14 protein-coding genes are annotated in these 17799 nt (G+C 43.5%); all 14 read left to right on the forward strand.

Features of this window, described 5'->3' with window-relative positions:
• The first annotated feature begins 4 nt into the window (after positions 1-4).
• The 14 genes from LZZ85_RS27500 to LZZ85_RS27565 all read left to right on the forward strand — a co-directional run bounded on the left by LZZ85_RS27500 (position 5) and on the right by LZZ85_RS27565 (position 17741).
• Positions 5-1354, forward strand: a complete 1350-nt coding sequence (locus tag LZZ85_RS27500; RefSeq protein ID WP_237877197.1) for a hypothetical protein — start codon at positions 5-7, stop codon at positions 1352-1354.
• Between the two features lie 7 nt (positions 1355-1361).
• On the forward strand, positions 1362-2444 hold the full coding sequence (locus LZZ85_RS27505) for a glycosyltransferase (RefSeq protein ID WP_237877199.1): 1083 nt from the start codon (positions 1362-1364) through the stop codon (positions 2442-2444).
• The gene (locus LZZ85_RS27510) at positions 2441-3604 is read left to right on the forward strand and encodes a glycosyltransferase (RefSeq protein ID WP_237877201.1); all 1164 of its coding nucleotides are present in this window, start codon (positions 2441-2443) and stop codon (positions 3602-3604) included. The genes LZZ85_RS27505 and LZZ85_RS27510 overlap by 4 nt, the downstream gene beginning before the upstream one ends.
• Before the next feature lie 20 nt (positions 3605-3624).
• Positions 3625-4167, forward strand: coding sequence for a WcaF family extracellular polysaccharide biosynthesis acetyltransferase (locus LZZ85_RS27515; protein ID WP_237877203.1), 543 nt, complete (start codon positions 3625-3627; stop codon positions 4165-4167).
• Between the two features lie 25 nt (positions 4168-4192).
• Complete coding sequence (locus tag LZZ85_RS27520; protein ID WP_237877205.1) at positions 4193-5029, forward strand: glycosyltransferase family 2 protein; 837 nt, start codon at positions 4193-4195, stop codon at positions 5027-5029.
• 180 nt (positions 5030-5209) lie between these two features.
• Positions 5210-6700 (forward strand): PA14 domain-containing protein, encoded by a 1491-nt coding sequence (locus LZZ85_RS27525; protein WP_237877207.1) that lies wholly within the window; start codon positions 5210-5212, stop codon positions 6698-6700.
• Between the two features lie 59 nt (positions 6701-6759).
• Positions 6760-7983 (forward strand): WcaI family glycosyltransferase, encoded by a 1224-nt coding sequence (locus LZZ85_RS27530; RefSeq protein ID WP_237877209.1) that lies wholly within the window; start codon positions 6760-6762, stop codon positions 7981-7983.
• Positions 7984-8064: 81 nt separating this feature from the next.
• Positions 8065-9177 carry a GDP-mannose 4,6-dehydratase gene (gene gmd / locus LZZ85_RS27535; protein ID WP_237877211.1) on the forward strand — a complete coding sequence of 371 codons (1113 nt, stop codon included), beginning with the start codon at positions 8065-8067 and terminating at the stop codon, positions 9175-9177.
• 193 nt (positions 9178-9370) lie between these two features.
• A complete protein-coding gene (fcl, locus tag LZZ85_RS27540) occupies positions 9371-10303 on the forward strand; it encodes a GDP-L-fucose synthase (RefSeq protein ID WP_237877213.1) in 933 nt (310 codons plus the stop codon).
• A gap of 62 nt (positions 10304-10365) precedes the next feature.
• Positions 10366-10749: a VanZ family protein gene (locus LZZ85_RS27545; RefSeq protein WP_237877215.1), complete on the forward strand. Its 384-nt coding sequence runs from the start codon at positions 10366-10368 to the stop codon at positions 10747-10749.
• A gap of 77 nt (positions 10750-10826) precedes the next feature.
• Positions 10827-12227: an undecaprenyl-phosphate glucose phosphotransferase gene (locus LZZ85_RS27550; RefSeq protein ID WP_237877217.1), complete on the forward strand. Its 1401-nt coding sequence runs from the start codon at positions 10827-10829 to the stop codon at positions 12225-12227.
• 570 nt (positions 12228-12797) lie between these two features.
• The gene (locus LZZ85_RS27555) at positions 12798-13028 is read left to right on the forward strand and encodes a hypothetical protein (RefSeq protein WP_237877219.1); all 231 of its coding nucleotides are present in this window, start codon (positions 12798-12800) and stop codon (positions 13026-13028) included.
• A 383-nt stretch (positions 13029-13411) separates the two neighbouring features.
• Complete coding sequence (locus tag LZZ85_RS27560; RefSeq protein ID WP_237877221.1) at positions 13412-14098, forward strand: ferredoxin reductase domain-containing protein; 687 nt, start codon at positions 13412-13414, stop codon at positions 14096-14098.
• Positions 14099-14747: 649 nt separating this feature from the next.
• The gene (locus tag LZZ85_RS27565; RefSeq protein ID WP_237877223.1) at positions 14748-17741 is read left to right on the forward strand and encodes a ligand-binding sensor domain-containing protein; all 2994 of its coding nucleotides are present in this window, start codon (positions 14748-14750) and stop codon (positions 17739-17741) included.
• Positions 17742-17799: the final 58 nt, after the last annotated feature.

Genomic DNA, 17799 nt, shown 5'->3' on the forward strand with positions numbered 1-17799 from the left:
CAGCATGAATAACGAGATTTTGATTACAAAACAGGAGGGTAATTTTTTCTTTGGATTTCATGATATACCAGCCTGGAACAGCAAAGGCAATAAACTTGCCGCACTCAGAATTGACAATATTTACACTCCCCCCCAATCATCCTCCATCTGTGATGTAGGATTTGTAGAAGACGGTGAGTTTATCAAGTTGGGAACAACAAATGCTTTCAATTATCCTCAAGGGGCTAGACAGCAATGGATAGGAAATACTGAATTACTTATTGTCAATGACCGGATTGATAATGCATGGCGATCTAAGGTATACGATACAGAATCCCGTCGGGAGGTATCTGAATTAGCTTTCTCTACTCATGTGATTACTGATGAGGGGTGGGCTTTTGGTCTGGATTACTCGCGTCTCCACAGAGTTGGGGGATATGGATATACTGGACTTAAAGATGAAACAGCTGGTAGTGATACTCCCGATAACGCAGGAATTATAAGGCATAACGTTTATTCAAAAGAAAGCAATCTGATCGTATCTATAAAGCAGGTGTCGGAATTTCAATCGGCACCGGGTATAGGTCAGCATCATTACATTACCCATCTCGTTTTAAATCCATCACAAACCAGAATTGCTTTTTTGCACAGATCCAAATTGAAGGACGGTGGAGAAACATCCAGATTGATGACAATCGGTGTTGATGGCCGTGAGCTTCGTTGTCTTGCCACCGGTTTTTTAAGCCATTTTGATTGGAAGGATGATAATCATGTGGCAATATGGGGTAGAACGGGTAGCGGGATTGAAAAGCTAAGAAACTCCGTTCTTTACAGAATGATGCCTTCCGGGTTGATCTCAAGAGCAAAAAAGATAATAAAGAAGCTGATTTACAAACCTAAACCTGCAATGCAAGGGGCATCTCTTTTTAATTGGCTGGTTTTCAGTGATGAGACTGTTCCGAAACAAACTTTTTTGGCTAAGGGCGTAATCACTGAAGATGGGCATCCTATGTTTTGCCCGGCTAATCGCGACTGGATGATCTGCGACAATTATCCCGACAAGGATGGAGTTAGAACCTTGTTTCTTTTTCAGGATAGTACTCAAAGAAAAATTGATCTGGGAAAGTATAAGATGATACCCGATAAGCCTGATATGTCTTCAATCGGCGATGCCCTTGTTGGTGTTGAAGCATCTGTGCTGAAAGCTTTTGATATCAGGAATATGGCCTTTTATCGGAGCGGGCTTCACTGTGATCTTCATCCCCGCTGGAAAAAAGACGGGACTATGGTCGCATTTGACTCCATTCATGAAGGGAAGCGATCGATTTATGGATATGAGGTTGGGGAGATTTTGTTCCCAATTGAAAGAAAATGAAGTCAGTATGATTGCAATACTTCAGCCGTTTATCCCACATTACAGGGAAGACTTTTTTACAGGTCTTGGAAGCCATGAATCGTGTGATGTTTTTGTATATGATAAAAAAGAGGCGGATAAAAGCAACTTCAGACAATCAGGAATTGCTACAAAAAAAATCGCGTCGTTTGAACGTAAAGGCATTCTTGTATATAATCCGTTCTCGCTTTTAAAACAAGAATACAAGGTATTGGTCCTGATGTTGAATTTTGCCCATTTATCTACATGGATACTTTTATTGACACGCATCTTTCATCGTAAAAAAATAATTCTTTGGGGACATGGCATTTCGGTAAAGCGTTATACTGCGGAAGAACAGCGTCCTTCCAGGCTTTTGCGATGGATGATTGGATTATCAGATGGCGTGTGGTTTTATACGGCGAAAGAAAAGGAGATCTGGCAAAAGATCCATCCGCAAATCCCCTCAGTTTCTTTAAATAATACAATATCAGAGGTAGATAGGATCGTTTCCCGCGTTCCAGGGGATAAGCAGATCCTCAGGGGAAAATACAGGATCAGGGAAGAAGTTATATTTATTTTCAGTGCCCGTTTTAATACAGCTGATCGCCGAATCGATCTCCTGGAAGAATCGATGAAAAAACTGAGCAGTAAAAAGTTCGGTTTTATTATAATAGGAGACGGTAAACTCAAACCAGATTTTGGCAGATACAAAAATGTATATGACTTCGGGGAGTTGTATGACAGGCAAACTAAAAACGAATTGTTTGACGCGGCTGATATCTATTTTCAACCTGGCTGGCTGGGCCTGTCTATTGTCGAGGCAATGGCCTACGGTAAGCCCATTATTTCATTTGAACGCAGCACAGCGTTAAAACAATGTGTTGAATATGCATACGTTCAGAATGGATTCAATGGGTTGATTTTTTCTGATACAGAAGCATTTCTTACCGCTGTTCAGCGCTTAAGTTTTCAGGAGCTCACGATACTCGGAGAGAACGGGAAACGATTTGCTGCAACATATTTGAGTATGGATAATATGGTAAACTCCGGTTTGTCACTGATAAAAAAAATACGAGGAGAGAAATCATGAGATTGTTACACATTGTCGCAGGGATGGATCCGCGCACTGGCGGAGTGACACAGGCAGTGAGTATGATCATCGGCGGGTTAAGTAATAATGGGATTAATAATGAGGTGGTATGTTTGGATCACCCGGAGGCAGATTTTTTGTCCGGTTATACTTTCACTATTCACGCACTAGGCCCTGCAAAAACGGCCTGGCGTTTTAGCGCGAAGTTGAAACCTTGGCTTTTAGCGCATATTAGCAACTATGACGCTATTGTTGTCCATGGACTTTGGCAGTACCATGTTTATGCGATTTATAATGCTTGGAGAAAAATCAAGTATTCCAGGCCCAAGCTATACGTTATGCCGCATGGAATGCTTGATCCATATTTTCAGAATGCTTCCGGCAGAAGGTTAAAAGCTATCAGGAATAGCTTATTCTGGCTTTTTTTCGAAAGGAGCCTGGTAAATAATGCAGACGGATTGTTCTTTACTTGTGAAACTGAACGCGTACTGGCCAGTAAAAGTTTTAAACAATATAATGCGCGGAGAGAGGAGATTGTGAGCCTCGGAATTCCTGAAGCAATACCGTTTGCCGGTTCAATGCGCGAGGCGTTGATTGCGAAATGCGGGGGAGTTGATCCAACCGACTGCATCCTGTACATCAGTCGCATTGATCCCAAGAAGGGGGTTGATTTGTTGGTCGACGCTTATATTTCCCTCAAGACTCAGACTCAGATTAAGCTGCCGAAACTGGTCATTGCTGGACCGGGACTTGATTCAAGTTTTGGAAAAACAATACTGGATAAAGCTGCTGGCAATACAGACATAATATTCACCGGTATGCTTAACGGAGATGCTAAATGGGGGGCATTTTATCTTAGCTCGGCCTTGATTTTACCAAGTCACCAGGAAAACTTTGGGTTTGTTGTAGTTGAAGCAATGTCCTGCAGTAAGCCTGTATTGATAACAGATCAGGTAAATATCTGGCGCGAAATAGATAAAGGAAATGCGGGATTGGTAGAGGAAGATAATTTAGCAGGGATTTTAAAGTTACTTTCATCATTTGCTGCTTTGAACCAGGCTGCAATTTCCAGTAAAGGCGAAAATGCACTGGCAACGTTCAACAAGCTTTTTTCATTAAAAAGTTCGACAGGGTTGTTTTTGAAAGCCCTGAATAAGTAGATACAAAAGTTATTGAGGTTATGCATAATACTGATACGCATTCAGGGGCGTCATTTTCTGTGAAGAACAGGATTGCCAGGGTGATATGGAATGCAGTTTATTTGTTTCTTTTTCGGTTTAGTCCCACGCCGCTACATGGCTGGAGATCTTTTTTATTACGATTGTTTGGTGGTAAAGTTGGAAAAGGGGTGCATGTATATCCCGGAGCAAAAATATGGGCCCCATGGAATGTTGAGCTGAAAGACCAATGTGGAATTGCCAATGACGTTATTTTGTATTCGCAGGGTCATATAAAAATTGGAGCCAGATCTGTTATTTCACAAGGGTCTCACATCTGTGCCGGAACGCATGACTATACGCGTAAGGGATTTCCATTGATCACTATGCCTATCACGATAGGAGATGAGGTATGGATTGCAGCTGAATGTTTTATCCACCCGGGAGTTACTATCGAAGACGGGGCGGTTGTTGGTGCACGATCAGTAGTGACAAAAGACTTGCCTCGCTGGATGGTATGTTCCGGTCATCCCTGTCAGCCAATAAAACAACGCATACTTGAATAGTTTGTCAGAATTATAAAGAATATTGATGCTTTCCCCCCTTGATTTAACAATCGCTATCCCCGTAAAAAATGAACAAACGAATCTTGCAGGCTGTCTTGCGGCCATAGGGTCCGGATTGGCTAGAAAGATCGTTGTGATTGATTCTGGTAGTACAGATGAAACAATAAAGATCGCTGTTGACAATGGAGCAGAAGTCATTCCTTTCGAATGGAATGGAAAGTTCCCTAAAAAACGAAACTGGTTTTTACGGAATCATCGTCCCGAAACTGAATGGGTGCTGTTCCTGGATGCAGACGAGTATTTAACGGAAGAATTTAAGAAGACTCTTCGGGTGGCTCTTGACGACAATAATGTTTCGGGCTATTGGCTAAGCTATTCAATTTATTTTCTTGGAAGAAAACTGAAAGGGGGCTATCCCTTGCGCAAGCTCGCACTTTTCAGAGTGTCTTCCGGAGAATATGAACGGATCGATGAAGAGCGGTGGAGTCATCTGGACATGGAAATTCATGAACACCCCGTGCTGAATGGTAAAACTCAAAAATTAAAAACCCAGATCGACCATCGCGATTTTCGCGGAATTCAGCACTATATGCATAAGCACAACGAATATGCAAGCTGGGAGGCTGCCAGATTCTTAAAATTAAAAAATGATCAGACAGCCTGGAATTCGTTAACGTGGAAGCAAAAAATGAAATACAGACTGATGAATACACCTTTTATTGGACCAGTCTATTTTTTGGGAAGTTATATTTTTATGGGTGGCTTTTTGGATGGTGCACGAGGCTTTTCATTTGCAATTTTTAAGATGTCTTACTTTACGGAAGTATATTGTAAAATTCAGGAAATACAGAAACACAAATAAAGAAGGGTTACTAATCGTTGATAATCAAAAGGAAGAAAAAAATATCTAAAAGGGAAAAATAAATTTCAGGAGAATACGTATATAGGATGGCTAAGAGTTTTTACTAATTTCAACTCCGATCTGATTTATTCAGGTATGCCATATGATTGTTGCATTGCAACACCATTGAACCAATCCTATATGCTGAAAAACCTTTTAAACAGTTGTATACTGATATCACTCTTTGCAGTGAGATCACTAGCACAATCATGCACCCCACAAGGAGACGAAATCACATTCGGAACTAACGACACCTGGATCGGGTATGTATACGATAACTCCGATTTGACCAATTACAAAGGATATATTTTGCAAGGCACTCCCGGCAACCCTGCTTTTGATCAGGCGTTTGGCGGATTTTATGTCAACTTCCCAACCAATGGTTGTACTGTGCACACAGAATCCTTTAGCGTAAGATATAAATTAAGAAAAACCTTTGCTCCGGGTGATTACGATTTCAATATCACAGGTGATGACGGATATCGTTTAAGTATAGATGGTGGAATTACATGGGCTGTAAACAATTGGAGTTTTAACGGATATACGGAAAATACAGTAACACTTTCTCTTAACGGCACTTATGATCTTGTTCTTGAGTATTATGAATACGCTCACAATAACCGCATAACTTTTCAGGTTTCTAACGCCTGCCTTGGTACAGGCAGTACAACAGTTTATGGGGCAAACAATGTTTGGCGAGGTTATGTCTACAATGGGACAGATTTTAATTTTTTTAAAGGATTAAGAAATCAGGGATCCTCAGTCAGTTCTGATTTTGATGAAAATTTCGGAGGTGCTTATGTTCGTTTCAATACAAGTAGCTGTGCTTTACTAAGTGAGCAATTTTCTGTCCGTTACAGACTGTCGCGGACATTTAGCCCCAATAATTACTCGTTCATAGTTGGTAGTGAAGACGGCTACCGTCTTAGCTTTGATGGGGGAGCCTCCTGGGCTATTGACAACTGGTCAAATACAAGCTATACCAGTTCAAATCTTATGGTGAATCTTAATGGGGCTTACAACATGGTTCTCGAATACCGTGAGTTCAGCGGGACTAACCGGATTTTCTTTTCATCGGGCCTTGCCGTCGTTTTACCTGTTGAATTGATATCATTTTCAGCACGCAAAACCAGTTCTGGAATTCTAGTTAACTGGCGAGTCGGGACATCTGCAGATTTGCTTCGCTTTGAAATCGAGAGAAGCTCTGACGGACAACAATTTCGCACCGTCGGTGATAAACCTGTTAGTCTATTCAGTGACAGGTATGACTTTCTGGACCCATTTTCTCCTTCTGGTCAAATATATTACCGACTTAAAATACTTGAGCGTTCTGGTAAAATCTATTATTCAAAACCCGTAATAATTCCTTACGAGAATCAAGGGTTTAAAGTGTTTCCCACTTTAGTTAATAACGGAAATTTTTATTTTGCTAACAATCAGCCTTTGAAGGCTGCCGTTATTCATGTAGTTGATTTCGCCGGCCGGCCGATTCATAAATATTTACTGAATGATCTTGCGGCGCAACAAACAACGTCATTGAGACTTCCCGCGTTTATCACCAAAGGGTTCTATTTTATTAAATTGGAAGAGGCCGGGGTCTTGCGGGTGGCTGAAAAAATATATGTGCAGTGACAATGACTTTTAAAAAGAAAAAGTATATGCAGCGGGCTTATACTATATCTTTGTAATCTGTGAAAAACATTCTTTTAATTGCCGGGAACTACCATCCCGAACTTACTGGCATCGGCCGCTATAATGGAGAAATGCTTGAATGGCTCTCCAACCAGGGATATGATTGTACAACCATCGCAACATATCCATACTATCCTCAATGGAAAATAGCTCCTGCCTATAAAAAGAAACACCGCTGGTATTCGAGCGAAAAGAATGGCAACATAAGGATCTACCGGTGCCCTCACTACATTCCCGCCAGGCCAGGAGGCATCAAACGGATGATACTCGATTTTTCTTTCTTTGTCTCAGGCTTCTTCAAAACACTTCAACTCGTATTTGGGAAAAAGCGGGATATTATTATTGTGGTATCGCCGCCTTTGGTTCCCACATTGCTGGGTTTGACATACAAATTCTTCAGAGGCGGTAAAATGATCTTCCACGTACAGGATCTTCAGATAGAAGCTGCCCGCGATCTGCAAATGATAAAGTCCAGAAGCCTGATCAGGATGCTGTTCGGTCTTGAACGCTTTATCATGAAAAGAGCGTCAGTTCAAAGCAGCATCTCTACCGGAATGGTAAATAAAGTAAAGGCGAAATCAGGCAGGGATGTTATCCTGTTCCCTAACTGGTCCGACACAACACGCTTCTTTCCGCTTGAAAAGCAGGGTTTGAAAACAGATTTTGGCTTTGCAGAGACTGATACAGTTGTACTCTACTCAGGTGCTATCGGGGAAAAGCAAGGACTTGAGATCATATTGACCGCTGCCGGTTTTTTCCGGGAGAATACTTCCCTTAAATTTATTATTTGTGGTTCGGGGCCTTATAAAGAGAAACTGAAACAGCAAGCATTGAATGCTGGAATAACAAATGTTCATTTTTTGGATTTACAACCAGCGGAACAGCTGAACCGGTTCCTGAATATGGCTGATATGCATCTGGTTATCCAAAAAGCTGACGCAAGTGACCTGGTAATGCCAAGCAAACTCACCAATATACTTGCTGTCGGTGGTCTTGCAATCGTAACAGCAAATCCGGGAAACAGCCTGTATGACGAGATCAATGATCACCAGATGGGGATCATTGCAACGGCCGAAAGCGCAGAATCCCTCGCGGAAGCAATAAAAATCGGAATGACTGACAGGATCAGCCAATATAAAGCCAATGCAAGACGTTATGCAGAAGATTTTTTGTCAATCGACAAAGTGATGCAACGTTTTGTGACCTCTGCCATTGAAAAATAGCCCCCTGTGGAGGCTACCATACATTTTCTTATTTTTGCGGTCGAAATCAAATTCTTTAAATAACCATTATTTAATTATTCTATGGGAAAGAAAGCCATAATCACTGGCGTTACGGGGCAGGACGGAGCTTATCTGTCAGAACTGTTATTGGAAAAGGGATACGAAGTACACGGTATCAAAAGACGTTCTTCTCTTTTCAACACAGACAGGATCGATCACCTGTACCAGGATCCTCACGAAAAGAATCTCAATTTCAAACTGCATTATGGCGATCTGACGGACAGCACAAACCTGATCCGCATCATCCAGGACGTTCAGCCTGATGAAATTTACAATCTCGGTGCAATGAGCCACGTAAAAGTGAGCTTTGACGCACCTGAATATACCGCTAACGCCGATGCGATCGGAACACTTCGCGTACTCGAAGCTGTTCGTTTGCTGGGCCTTACCGAAAAAACCAGGATCTACCAGGCATCTACTTCCGAACTATACGGACTGGTGCAGGAAGTTCCTCAGAAAGAAACAACACCTTTCTATCCACGCAGCCCATATGGTGTGGCAAAGCTTTATGCTTACTGGATCACCGTAAACTATCGTGAAGCATATAATATGTTCGCTTGTAACGGGATCCTTTTCAACCATGAAAGCCCATTGCGTGGAGAAACCTTCGTTACCCGTAAGATCACACGTGCCGTAGCGCAGATCTCTCTCGGAATGCAGGATAAACTTTATATGGGTAATATCGATGCGCGTCGTGATTGGGGCCATGCGAAAGATTATGTGGAAGCGCAATGGAGGATCCTTCAACAGGACGAACCGGAAGATTTTGTGATCGCAACAGGTGTTACAACCACCGTTCGCGACTTTATCAAAATGTCTTTTGCCGAAGTAGGCGCGGAACTTGAATTTAAAGGAAGCGGTGTAGATGAGAAAGGATATATCAAATCATCTAATGATCCCGTCAACCTGCCTGCAGGTAAAGAAGTAGTTGCCATCGATCCAAAATACTTCCGCCCGACAGAAGTGGAACTGCTGATCGGCGATCCTACCAAAGCAAAAACAAAGCTTGGTTGGGAACCACAATATGACCTCGCTGCACTTGTAAAAGAAATGATGGCTGCCGATGTGGAATTGTTCAGGAAAAATAAACTGCTGAAAGATGCGGGTTACGAAATTCTGAAACAGCACGAGTAGGGCTAAGTGAAAAGTAAAAAGTCAAAAGTAAAAAATGGTGAAGGTTTGCCAGGCCGGGCAAATTTTACTTTTGACATCTGCGCGCTGAGTAGTCTCTGTAACTATTGGCACCTGACGCGATCGGAGCGGGAGACGCTTTAAGGCTCCTGATTTTTACTTTTGAATTTTTACTTTTTAATTTTATTTAGAGCTAATGGAAAAGCAGAAAAAAATATATGTCGCAGGGCATAGGGGAATGGTGGGTAGTGCGATTGTGCGTAAACTGAAGGAGGAAGGGTTTGAGAATATCCTGGTCAGCACTTCAAGCGAGGTGGACCTGCGCAACCAGCAACAGACGGCTGATTTTTTTGCCAAAGAAAAGCCTGACTATGTATTTCTCGCGGCAGCAAAGGTTGGCGGCATCGTGGCCAACAATACCTATCGTGCGGAGTTCCTTTATGATAACCTGATGATCCAGTCCAACGTGATCCACCAGGCCTATGTGAATGGGGCGACCAAGCTAATGTTCCTTGGGTCTTCCTGTATCTATCCAAAACTGGCTCCTCAACCTTTGAAGGAGGATTACCTGCTGACAGGGCCGCTGGAAGAAACGAATGAACCTTATGCGATCGCAAAGATCACAGGTATCAAAATGTGTGATGCATACCGCGCGCAGTATGGCTGTAATTTTATTTCGGTGATGCCGACGAATCTTTACGGTCCCAATGATAACTATGACCTGCAGAAATCACACGTACTACCCGCTTTGCTCAGGAAGTTCCATGAAGCAAAGCTGAACGGAGAGCCAAACGTGACTGTATGGGGAAGCGGAACCCCACTGCGCGAATTTCTCCATGCGGATGATCTTGCAGAAGCCTGCTTTTACCTGATGCAGAATTATAATGAGCCAGGCCTGGTGAACATTGGCGTGGGCGAGGATATCAGTATAAAAGACCTCGCAAATCTTGTAAAGAAGATCACGGGTTACCCGGGAGAAATTGTGTGGGATACATCAAAACCTGATGGAACGCCACGCAAACTGATGGATGTGACAAAACTCCATAGTTTTGGCTGGAAAGCGAAGATCGGTCTGGAAGAAGGGATCTCCAGGGTGTATGAAGACAAGTTTGCTGAAAAAGTAAACTAAATAATATTGAGAGAATAAATGCCGGAGGCTTTTAAAGGCTTCCGGCATTATAATTTTATCAGGTGAAAAAGGTCTTTTGGAAAGTTATCGTGCTTGCATCGTTAGTGATGCTGTTGATCCCGGATTTCCACCCGGAACGGTTTTACACCAGCGAATATCACGAATGGCTGGATATACTTCACCATAGCGGTTATTTTTTTGTATTTACAACTGCCATTCTTTGGGTGTTTCCTGGCTGCCGGCGTTTCTTTCCCTTCTATTTTCTTATTATAGGTGTTTCGGTTATGTTGGAGGTAGCCCAGTTGTGGATCCCCAGGCGCAGCTTTGGATTGATGGACATGGGTAGCAATATTCTCGGAATTACGCTGGCCTATCTCTGTTGGTGGACTATCAGCAGGCTCCGGGCCCGTTCCCGGAAAAAAGCTGATCAGTCTGATCAGGTTTGATCCTCTGATCGCAATCCCACTCAAGTTTTTGCGTTGTACTGTATATTTGCAACCTGAACCAACCCTGACCATTTCCTATGCGGAACCGATACCTGTATTTCCTGCGGATCGTCCTGATATTATGTGACCTGCTGATGGTCAACGGTTGCTATTGGGCTACCTACTTTCTGATCAATAGCATTTGGGATAAACTGGAACTCGAAACCTACCTTAACTTTGTTTCCCCTTATAACCTGATCTGGCTTGTCACCGTTATTATCTTCCGTTTATATAATGATGAAACTGTGAGGAAGGTGGAGCAGCTGATGAGGGCCACCTGGAAATCTGTTGTGGCGCTTATGGTGCTGTTCGCGCTTTACCTGTTTGTTACCAAGAACTACGCTCTTTCCCGCCAATTCCTCATCTTCCTTTTCTCCTTTCTTTCTGTAGCCTTTTTTGTAAGCAGGTTTCTTATCACCATACTCGAAAGTTCCAAAAGAAGACAGCGTTCAAGATATCGGGTAAAAGTGGCGGTACTGGGTTTCAATGATACCGGAATAAAGCTTGCAGAATATTTCGGTTTTCATGCCAGCGAATTCAGGTTCGAAGGCATTCTTGATGAGGGAGATAAAACCACTTTTGTTAATAAGAATATCGCTCAGCTGCATGATGTGATCCGCCGCGGGATCCGCCAGGCTTCCCTGCGAAGTATAGACGAAGTATATGCCTCAGTTCCTCCTGCATACCTTGTTACGGCACATACGCTGGTGGAAGAAGCCGAAAAACAGTGCGTAAAGCTGAAGATCGTTCCGGATCTGAACAGTGTTATCGCTGCGCATTTCCAGATCAGCTATATGAATGATTTTCCTGTTCTTTCATTGCGTCCGGAGCCATTGGAGAATTTGCATAACCGGTTCAAGAAAAGAATATTCGATGTAGTGTTCAGCCTGATGGTCATTGTTTTCTTACTAAGCTGGCTTTACCCGATCATCGCATTGCTGATCAAGATCCAAAGCCCCGGGCCTGTATTGTTCAAACAGAAAAGAAGTGGTCGTAACAACAAGCCCTTCATGTGCTATAAGTTCAGAAGCATGCGGGTGAATAAGGAAAGCGAGAAGACCCAGGCTACAAAGAATGATAGCAGGATCACGCGTATTGGTAGTTTTCTTCGTAAAAGCAGTCTCGATGAATTGCCGCAATTCTTCAATGTGTTGAAAGGAGAGATGAGTGTGGTTGGCCCGCGTCCACACATGCTTTCGCACACAGAGCAATACAGATCGATCATCGATCAGTTCATGGTGCGTCACTTTATGAAACCAGGAATTACCGGATGGGCACAGGTATCTGGTTTTAGGGGCGAAACCAAGGAAGTAGGACAGATGGAAAAGCGTATTGAAAAAGACATCTGGTATCTCGAGCATTGGAGTCTCATGCTTGATCTGCGGATTATTTACCTCACAGTGTACCAGGTTATACGCGGTGATGAAAAAGCGTACTGATCATTCCCCCGGCTCATAAGTTATAGAAATATGGATGTCTGTTTCTATAACTATTCTCTAATCTTATTTTAATCCAGGAGGTTTAAGATCTATGCTAATGCTTAAGGTCTTAAACCTCTTTTTGTTTGGTCGTGTTTCTACGCTCTATGCATGCGATTTTACGAGCTATATTACGATAAGGAAATTTTTGATATGACCTATTAAGGGGATACTGGCAGGATAGTTGTGTAAAGTTTAAGCATATCAATGTCAAAGAAATATTCTCTATGAGATTTCTAGTCGATAGATTTTTTTAAGAGGAAACCATTATGAGTATAAACGCGCGATGAAAAAAAGTAGAATTGCGACCAACAAATACGCGATTCTTACTCATGTTTATATGATTTTCATAGTGCAATGCTTTACAGTTTATGGTTTTTTGTTTTTCTTTGTGACATGAGCTATCAATCATGATCCTGTTATAATGATTGAATTGCAAAAGCTCAGATTCAGGCATTAGTCTGAATTAATTTCCGATGTGCTTGCCGTATAAAAAGCGAATCGAAATCTGTAACGTCTGAAAGAAAACTGATGATTATCTATTTCTTGCTAGGCACTATTGTAGGCGGTTCATTGGTTATTATAAGTGTTTGGGACAAACTGGTCCTGTATCGCAAAGAAGTAACCAATTCCCGTGAAAGCATTAATCGCCTTGAAAAACTAAACCATCGCCTTCGTTTTGAGGAGTTCCTCAAAGCCGATAAGGCAAGAGAAGGAGAAGAAGACCATTACCTTGAAGAGCTGGGTGAAACAGCTGCGTGATCAATGATCAACAGCATCTCAAACCCGACCTTAAAGTTTTGTCTATCCTATCTTAAATGAAACACCAAGGTATTTTGGCGGAAAGCTTTTATACCCCGGACTTTTTAACCAATCCGGTAATGGTGAATTAAATCCTCTATCTTATGATTCCCTGCTCAGCTGAGGGAATCTTTTTTTTGCCCCTGCTTCTCCCGCAATTCTTCATTTACGACTCTTCAAAGAAGTTTACTGTATTTCAAGGGGAATACGATTTCATAAGTGTCATAGAATTTAAAAAAGGATAAGGTTTAAAAGTTCTGAAGGACGTCCGCAGAGCTTCGGCCCCTCTCAAACCTTTCTCTAACCTCCCCAAATCTCATTAAATTCGTTTCCAAAAACCAACCATGTCAACACCTGTTCCTGAACAGCACATCGTCCAGATACTTTCAGCGGAGTATGTCGCCCATAACGTACGTCGCTTTAAGCTTAGCAAACCAGCAGGATATAGTTTTGAACCCGGCCAGGCAACAGAGATCAGCATTAATAAAGATGGATGGTTAAATGAAAGGCGTCCTTTTACGTTTACAAGTCTCGACGAATGGGATCATCTTGAATTCACGATCAAGATCTATACTGATCACGATGGCGTAACAAATCAGCTTGGCGAGATCATGCCGGGTGAGGAACTGATCCTTCATGATATTTTCGGCACGATCACTTACAAAGGAGAAGGAGTGTTCATTGCGGGAGGAGCGGGACTTACCCCATTCATAGCGATCCTTCGTCGTTTGCAAAAAGATGGGAAGCTTGGTCATAACCTGCTGCTTTTTTCAAACCGTACTTCGCAGGATATCATTCTGAAGAATGAATTACAGGTTATGCTGGGAAGGAATTTTATCAATACGCTTACGCAGGAAACCGATCCATTGTATGACCACGGAAAAATAGATGCGGAATATATCAAAACCAAAGTGCGGGACCTTGATCAGTATTTCTATATCTGCGGGCCGGACCCGATGGTTGAGTCATTGAGAGCGATCTTAACCTCCCTGGGTGTAAAGAAAGAGAAGATCGTGTTCGAAGAATTTTAGGACGATGAACCTCCCGCAGGGATACCTACCGTGTACCCACATTTTTCCTTTTATATGACCGAATAATTCCTTGATAGCTTGATGGCGTAGGGAACGCGACGGACGCGGCGATACGCGACGTACGCGGCGAATACAAAGTCTGCTATGGCTGTTTTCGCGGCGGACGCGGCGATACGCGACGTACGCGGCGAATACAAAGTCTGCTATGGCTGTTTTCGCTGCGTCCGCTGCGTATCGCCGCGTCCGCCGCGTTCCCCTACGCCATTCAAATACTTATGGGTACACGGTAGCGCAGGATACGGGAACCGCAGTTCGCTTATCTCTCTTCCTGCCTTGCCGGTAAAACAAACCGTAAGCCAGGAAGGAAATGGCATTTTTGATGAAGAATAACGATGAAAGAAAAAGTTCCTGGTGGTGCTAACTCTCTCCATTCACATTGTTATTCCTTCAATTGACTTGCTATAACAGTTCGATTAGGCGAAAAAAGTCAAAAAAGTAATAGTTTTCACTTAATTTATCGTTAAATGCATTAAGTTCACTTGTCAAAACTTGCTGCAACTTTTCGCAAACTCTCGCGGGCGCTGGATATTCTCCGGCATTGCAAAAGCAGAGCGATGTTTTGTTTTTTAATCCACGCGAACTTTGCATAATGAAATTAAAGACCGGTTCAGGTTTTTTTTTACTGATTTTTTATCTGACGATTGCCCTCTCAACCACGGCGCAGGTTGCGTCTCCCTATCAATCATCTTATAATTTTGTATACCGTAACTGGAATAATCAGTCCGGGCTTCCCCAGAACACCGTTTATGATATAGCCCGCGATAGCGCCGGTTATTTATGGGGTGCTACGGAAGAAGGGTTGTTTCGCTTTGATGGTGCAGAGTTTACCATCGTGAATGAAGCGAATACCCCGGGTCTGTACTCCAGTACCTTTTATGATATTTTGCCTGTTGGCGGAGATCTTTGGGCTTCCAGCAGGAATGCTGTTCTGCGTATCCGGCGTAAGGTGGAGCAGGTGATCGATTTCCGCAGGTATGTACAGGGCGGCTGGATCGAAGCAATTGAGCAGGACCAGCAGGGCAGGCTTTGGGTGGGGACAAGTACGGGCGACTTGTTTTACGTTCTTCACGACTCTGTCTATTCATGTCCGAAATGGGATGCGCGGGAAGCGGGTTCTATCGAAACGATCAGCAGTAGCAGGAATGGGTTATTCATCGGCACATCCGCCGGGTTATTCAAACTGGGTGACCCATCGGCTAAGCCAGTTTCGGTCCCGCGTTTTAACGGATTACAGATCACTTCTTTTTGCCGGGATAATAATGACGAGATCTGGATCGGTACGGCGAAAGGACTGTTTCATATTGGAAAAGATACCGTGGCGTTCAATGAATCAAACGGTCTGAAGGAAGGCTTCGTGAATGCCGTTTATTGTGCGCGGGACGGGCGGCTTTGGATCGGTCTTCGCAGTGCGGGCTACCAGGTTCTTGACAATGGAAAACTGATCACGCCTTCGCAGGAGAAAATGGCTCACGATGGGGTACGTGCGATACTTGCCATGGAGGAGAATCTCGTTTGGATGGGCACAAACTCATCCGGTCTGATACAATTGAAACCAACCCTGATCGAAAGTTCCCCACCTGAAACAAACCTCGCCGGTAAGATCATTCTTCCTATCTATCAGCATCCAAATGGCGAGATCTGGGTTGGAACAGCCGGGCAGGGTGTAACGCGGTCCTTCCAGGGGAAGTCTGCTACATTTACGCAGGGAAATGGTGTGTCCAGCAATCTTGTGCTCGCCATCTATGGAAGAAACGATCACGTTTATGTGGGTACATCAAATGGCCTCGACAGGTTCAATATTGTCACACAAAAGTTTGACCGGCATTTTACAGATAAGAACGGTTTGCAGAATAACAGTGTTTACAGTCTCTTCAATGATAGCCGGAACCGTCTTTGGATCTCTACGCGCCTTGGCGGTTTACACTGGATGGATGAGGATGAAGTGATCCATTCATTCACCATACCTGTTTTGCAGGGCAGACCTAACCTTCTTTGCGCATTTGAGGACAGTCGCCGGAATCTTTGGTTTGGAACCCGGGGAGGAGGTGCGCTGCGGGTCAACTATGGTAATAATGCGGTAGAGCAATTTCATGCGAAGCAGCAGTTCCCGGCCGATATCGTTTATGCTTTTTTTGAAGACAAGGAAGGTGATCTCTGGATGGCCACTGAAAAAGGATTGGTATTGCACAGCAATGGAAAGTTCAGAGTGTTTGATAAAACGGTTGGCCTGTTTTTTAATGAGGTCTATCGCATACTGGAGGATTCAAAAGGTTTTGTGTGGATGAGTGGGAATCTGGGTCTGCAACGAATCGCCTTAAGTGAGTTGCTGGCCGTAAAGCATTCTTCATCCAGTCGTGTTCGTCTGGGTGTAAGACTTTTCAATTCGCTTGATGGCATGCCAAACTCGGAAACAAATGGCGGATTCTTCCCTGCGGGTTGGGCGATGCAGGATGGAAGTTTATGGTTTCCCACTGCGCAGGGTATTGCCATCGCTGATCATGGATTGATCGGGGCGGAATCAAATGCACTGAATATCCAGGTACAGTCGCTGCGATTCGGTAACAACGAGTATCTGCCAACGGAGTCGATCGAGATCCCGCCGGGCGTATATAATTTCGAGATCAGGTATACCAATATTGATTTTGCAAAGGCTTCAGATATACAATTTCATTTCCGTTTGAAAGGCCTCGATGATCAATGGACACAGGCCGGCAACAGACGTATCGCCTATTTCTCCGCGCTTGCACCGGGCGAGTACACATTTGAAGTAAAAGCAGAGAGATATGGTTACTGGTCGCAGGCTGCTGTACTTCATTTCAAAGTGCTTCCGCATTTCTATCAGGCTACCTGGTTCAAAGTGATGGTCGTGGTCATTTGTATGGCAGCGGTCGCCTTAATAGTGATGTGGCTTAAAAAATCTGCCAGAAGGAATATACGCGAGCAGCAAAAGATCATCAAAGCGCAGATCAATGGCCAGGAAAAAGAACGGCAGCTGATCAGTACTGAATTGCATGACAGCATTAATCAGCAGCTTACAACAGCCAAGATCTATCTCGACTTTGCCAAGAGCAATGATAAAATGCAAAGCGAGCTTATTGCGAAGAGTGAAACAATGGTGAATGATGTGATCAATGATATCCGGTCGCTTTGTCATTCGCTTACTCCGCCGGGGTTGAAGGATATTGGCCTGAAAGAAGCGCTTGAAGATCTGTTGAGCCCATATCTTTCTGTAGGAAAGCTGCAGACGCATTTGCGTTATGATCTTGCCCCGGATGAACTGCAGGAAGATCTTGAATTCAATCTTTTCCGTGTTACACAGGAGCAGTTGAATAATATCACCCGGCATGCAGATGCAACTGAAGTATGGTTTGAATTCGAATCGGATCCGACTGGCATACATGTCTCGATCAGGGATAATGGAAAAGGCTTTGAGTTGAAAAAAGTACAGCGTGGCCTTGGCTTTGATAATATCAGGAATCGTCTTGCGATCTATGGTGGTAAGATGGAGATCCGGACTTCTCCCGGAAAGGGATGCACGCTTCAGCTTTTTATTCCGCATTTGCGTGAGGGGGAGGGAGCATAACATTGTTGTTGCCGGGCGGGCAAAGGCGCTGTTTTTTCGACGAGAGGTCGAAGACTCC

The sequence above is a fragment of the Terrimonas ginsenosidimutans genome (assembly GCF_022012415.1).
In the GTDB taxonomy this organism is placed as follows: domain Bacteria; phylum Bacteroidota; class Bacteroidia; order Chitinophagales; family Chitinophagaceae; genus Terrimonas_A; species Terrimonas_A ginsenosidimutans.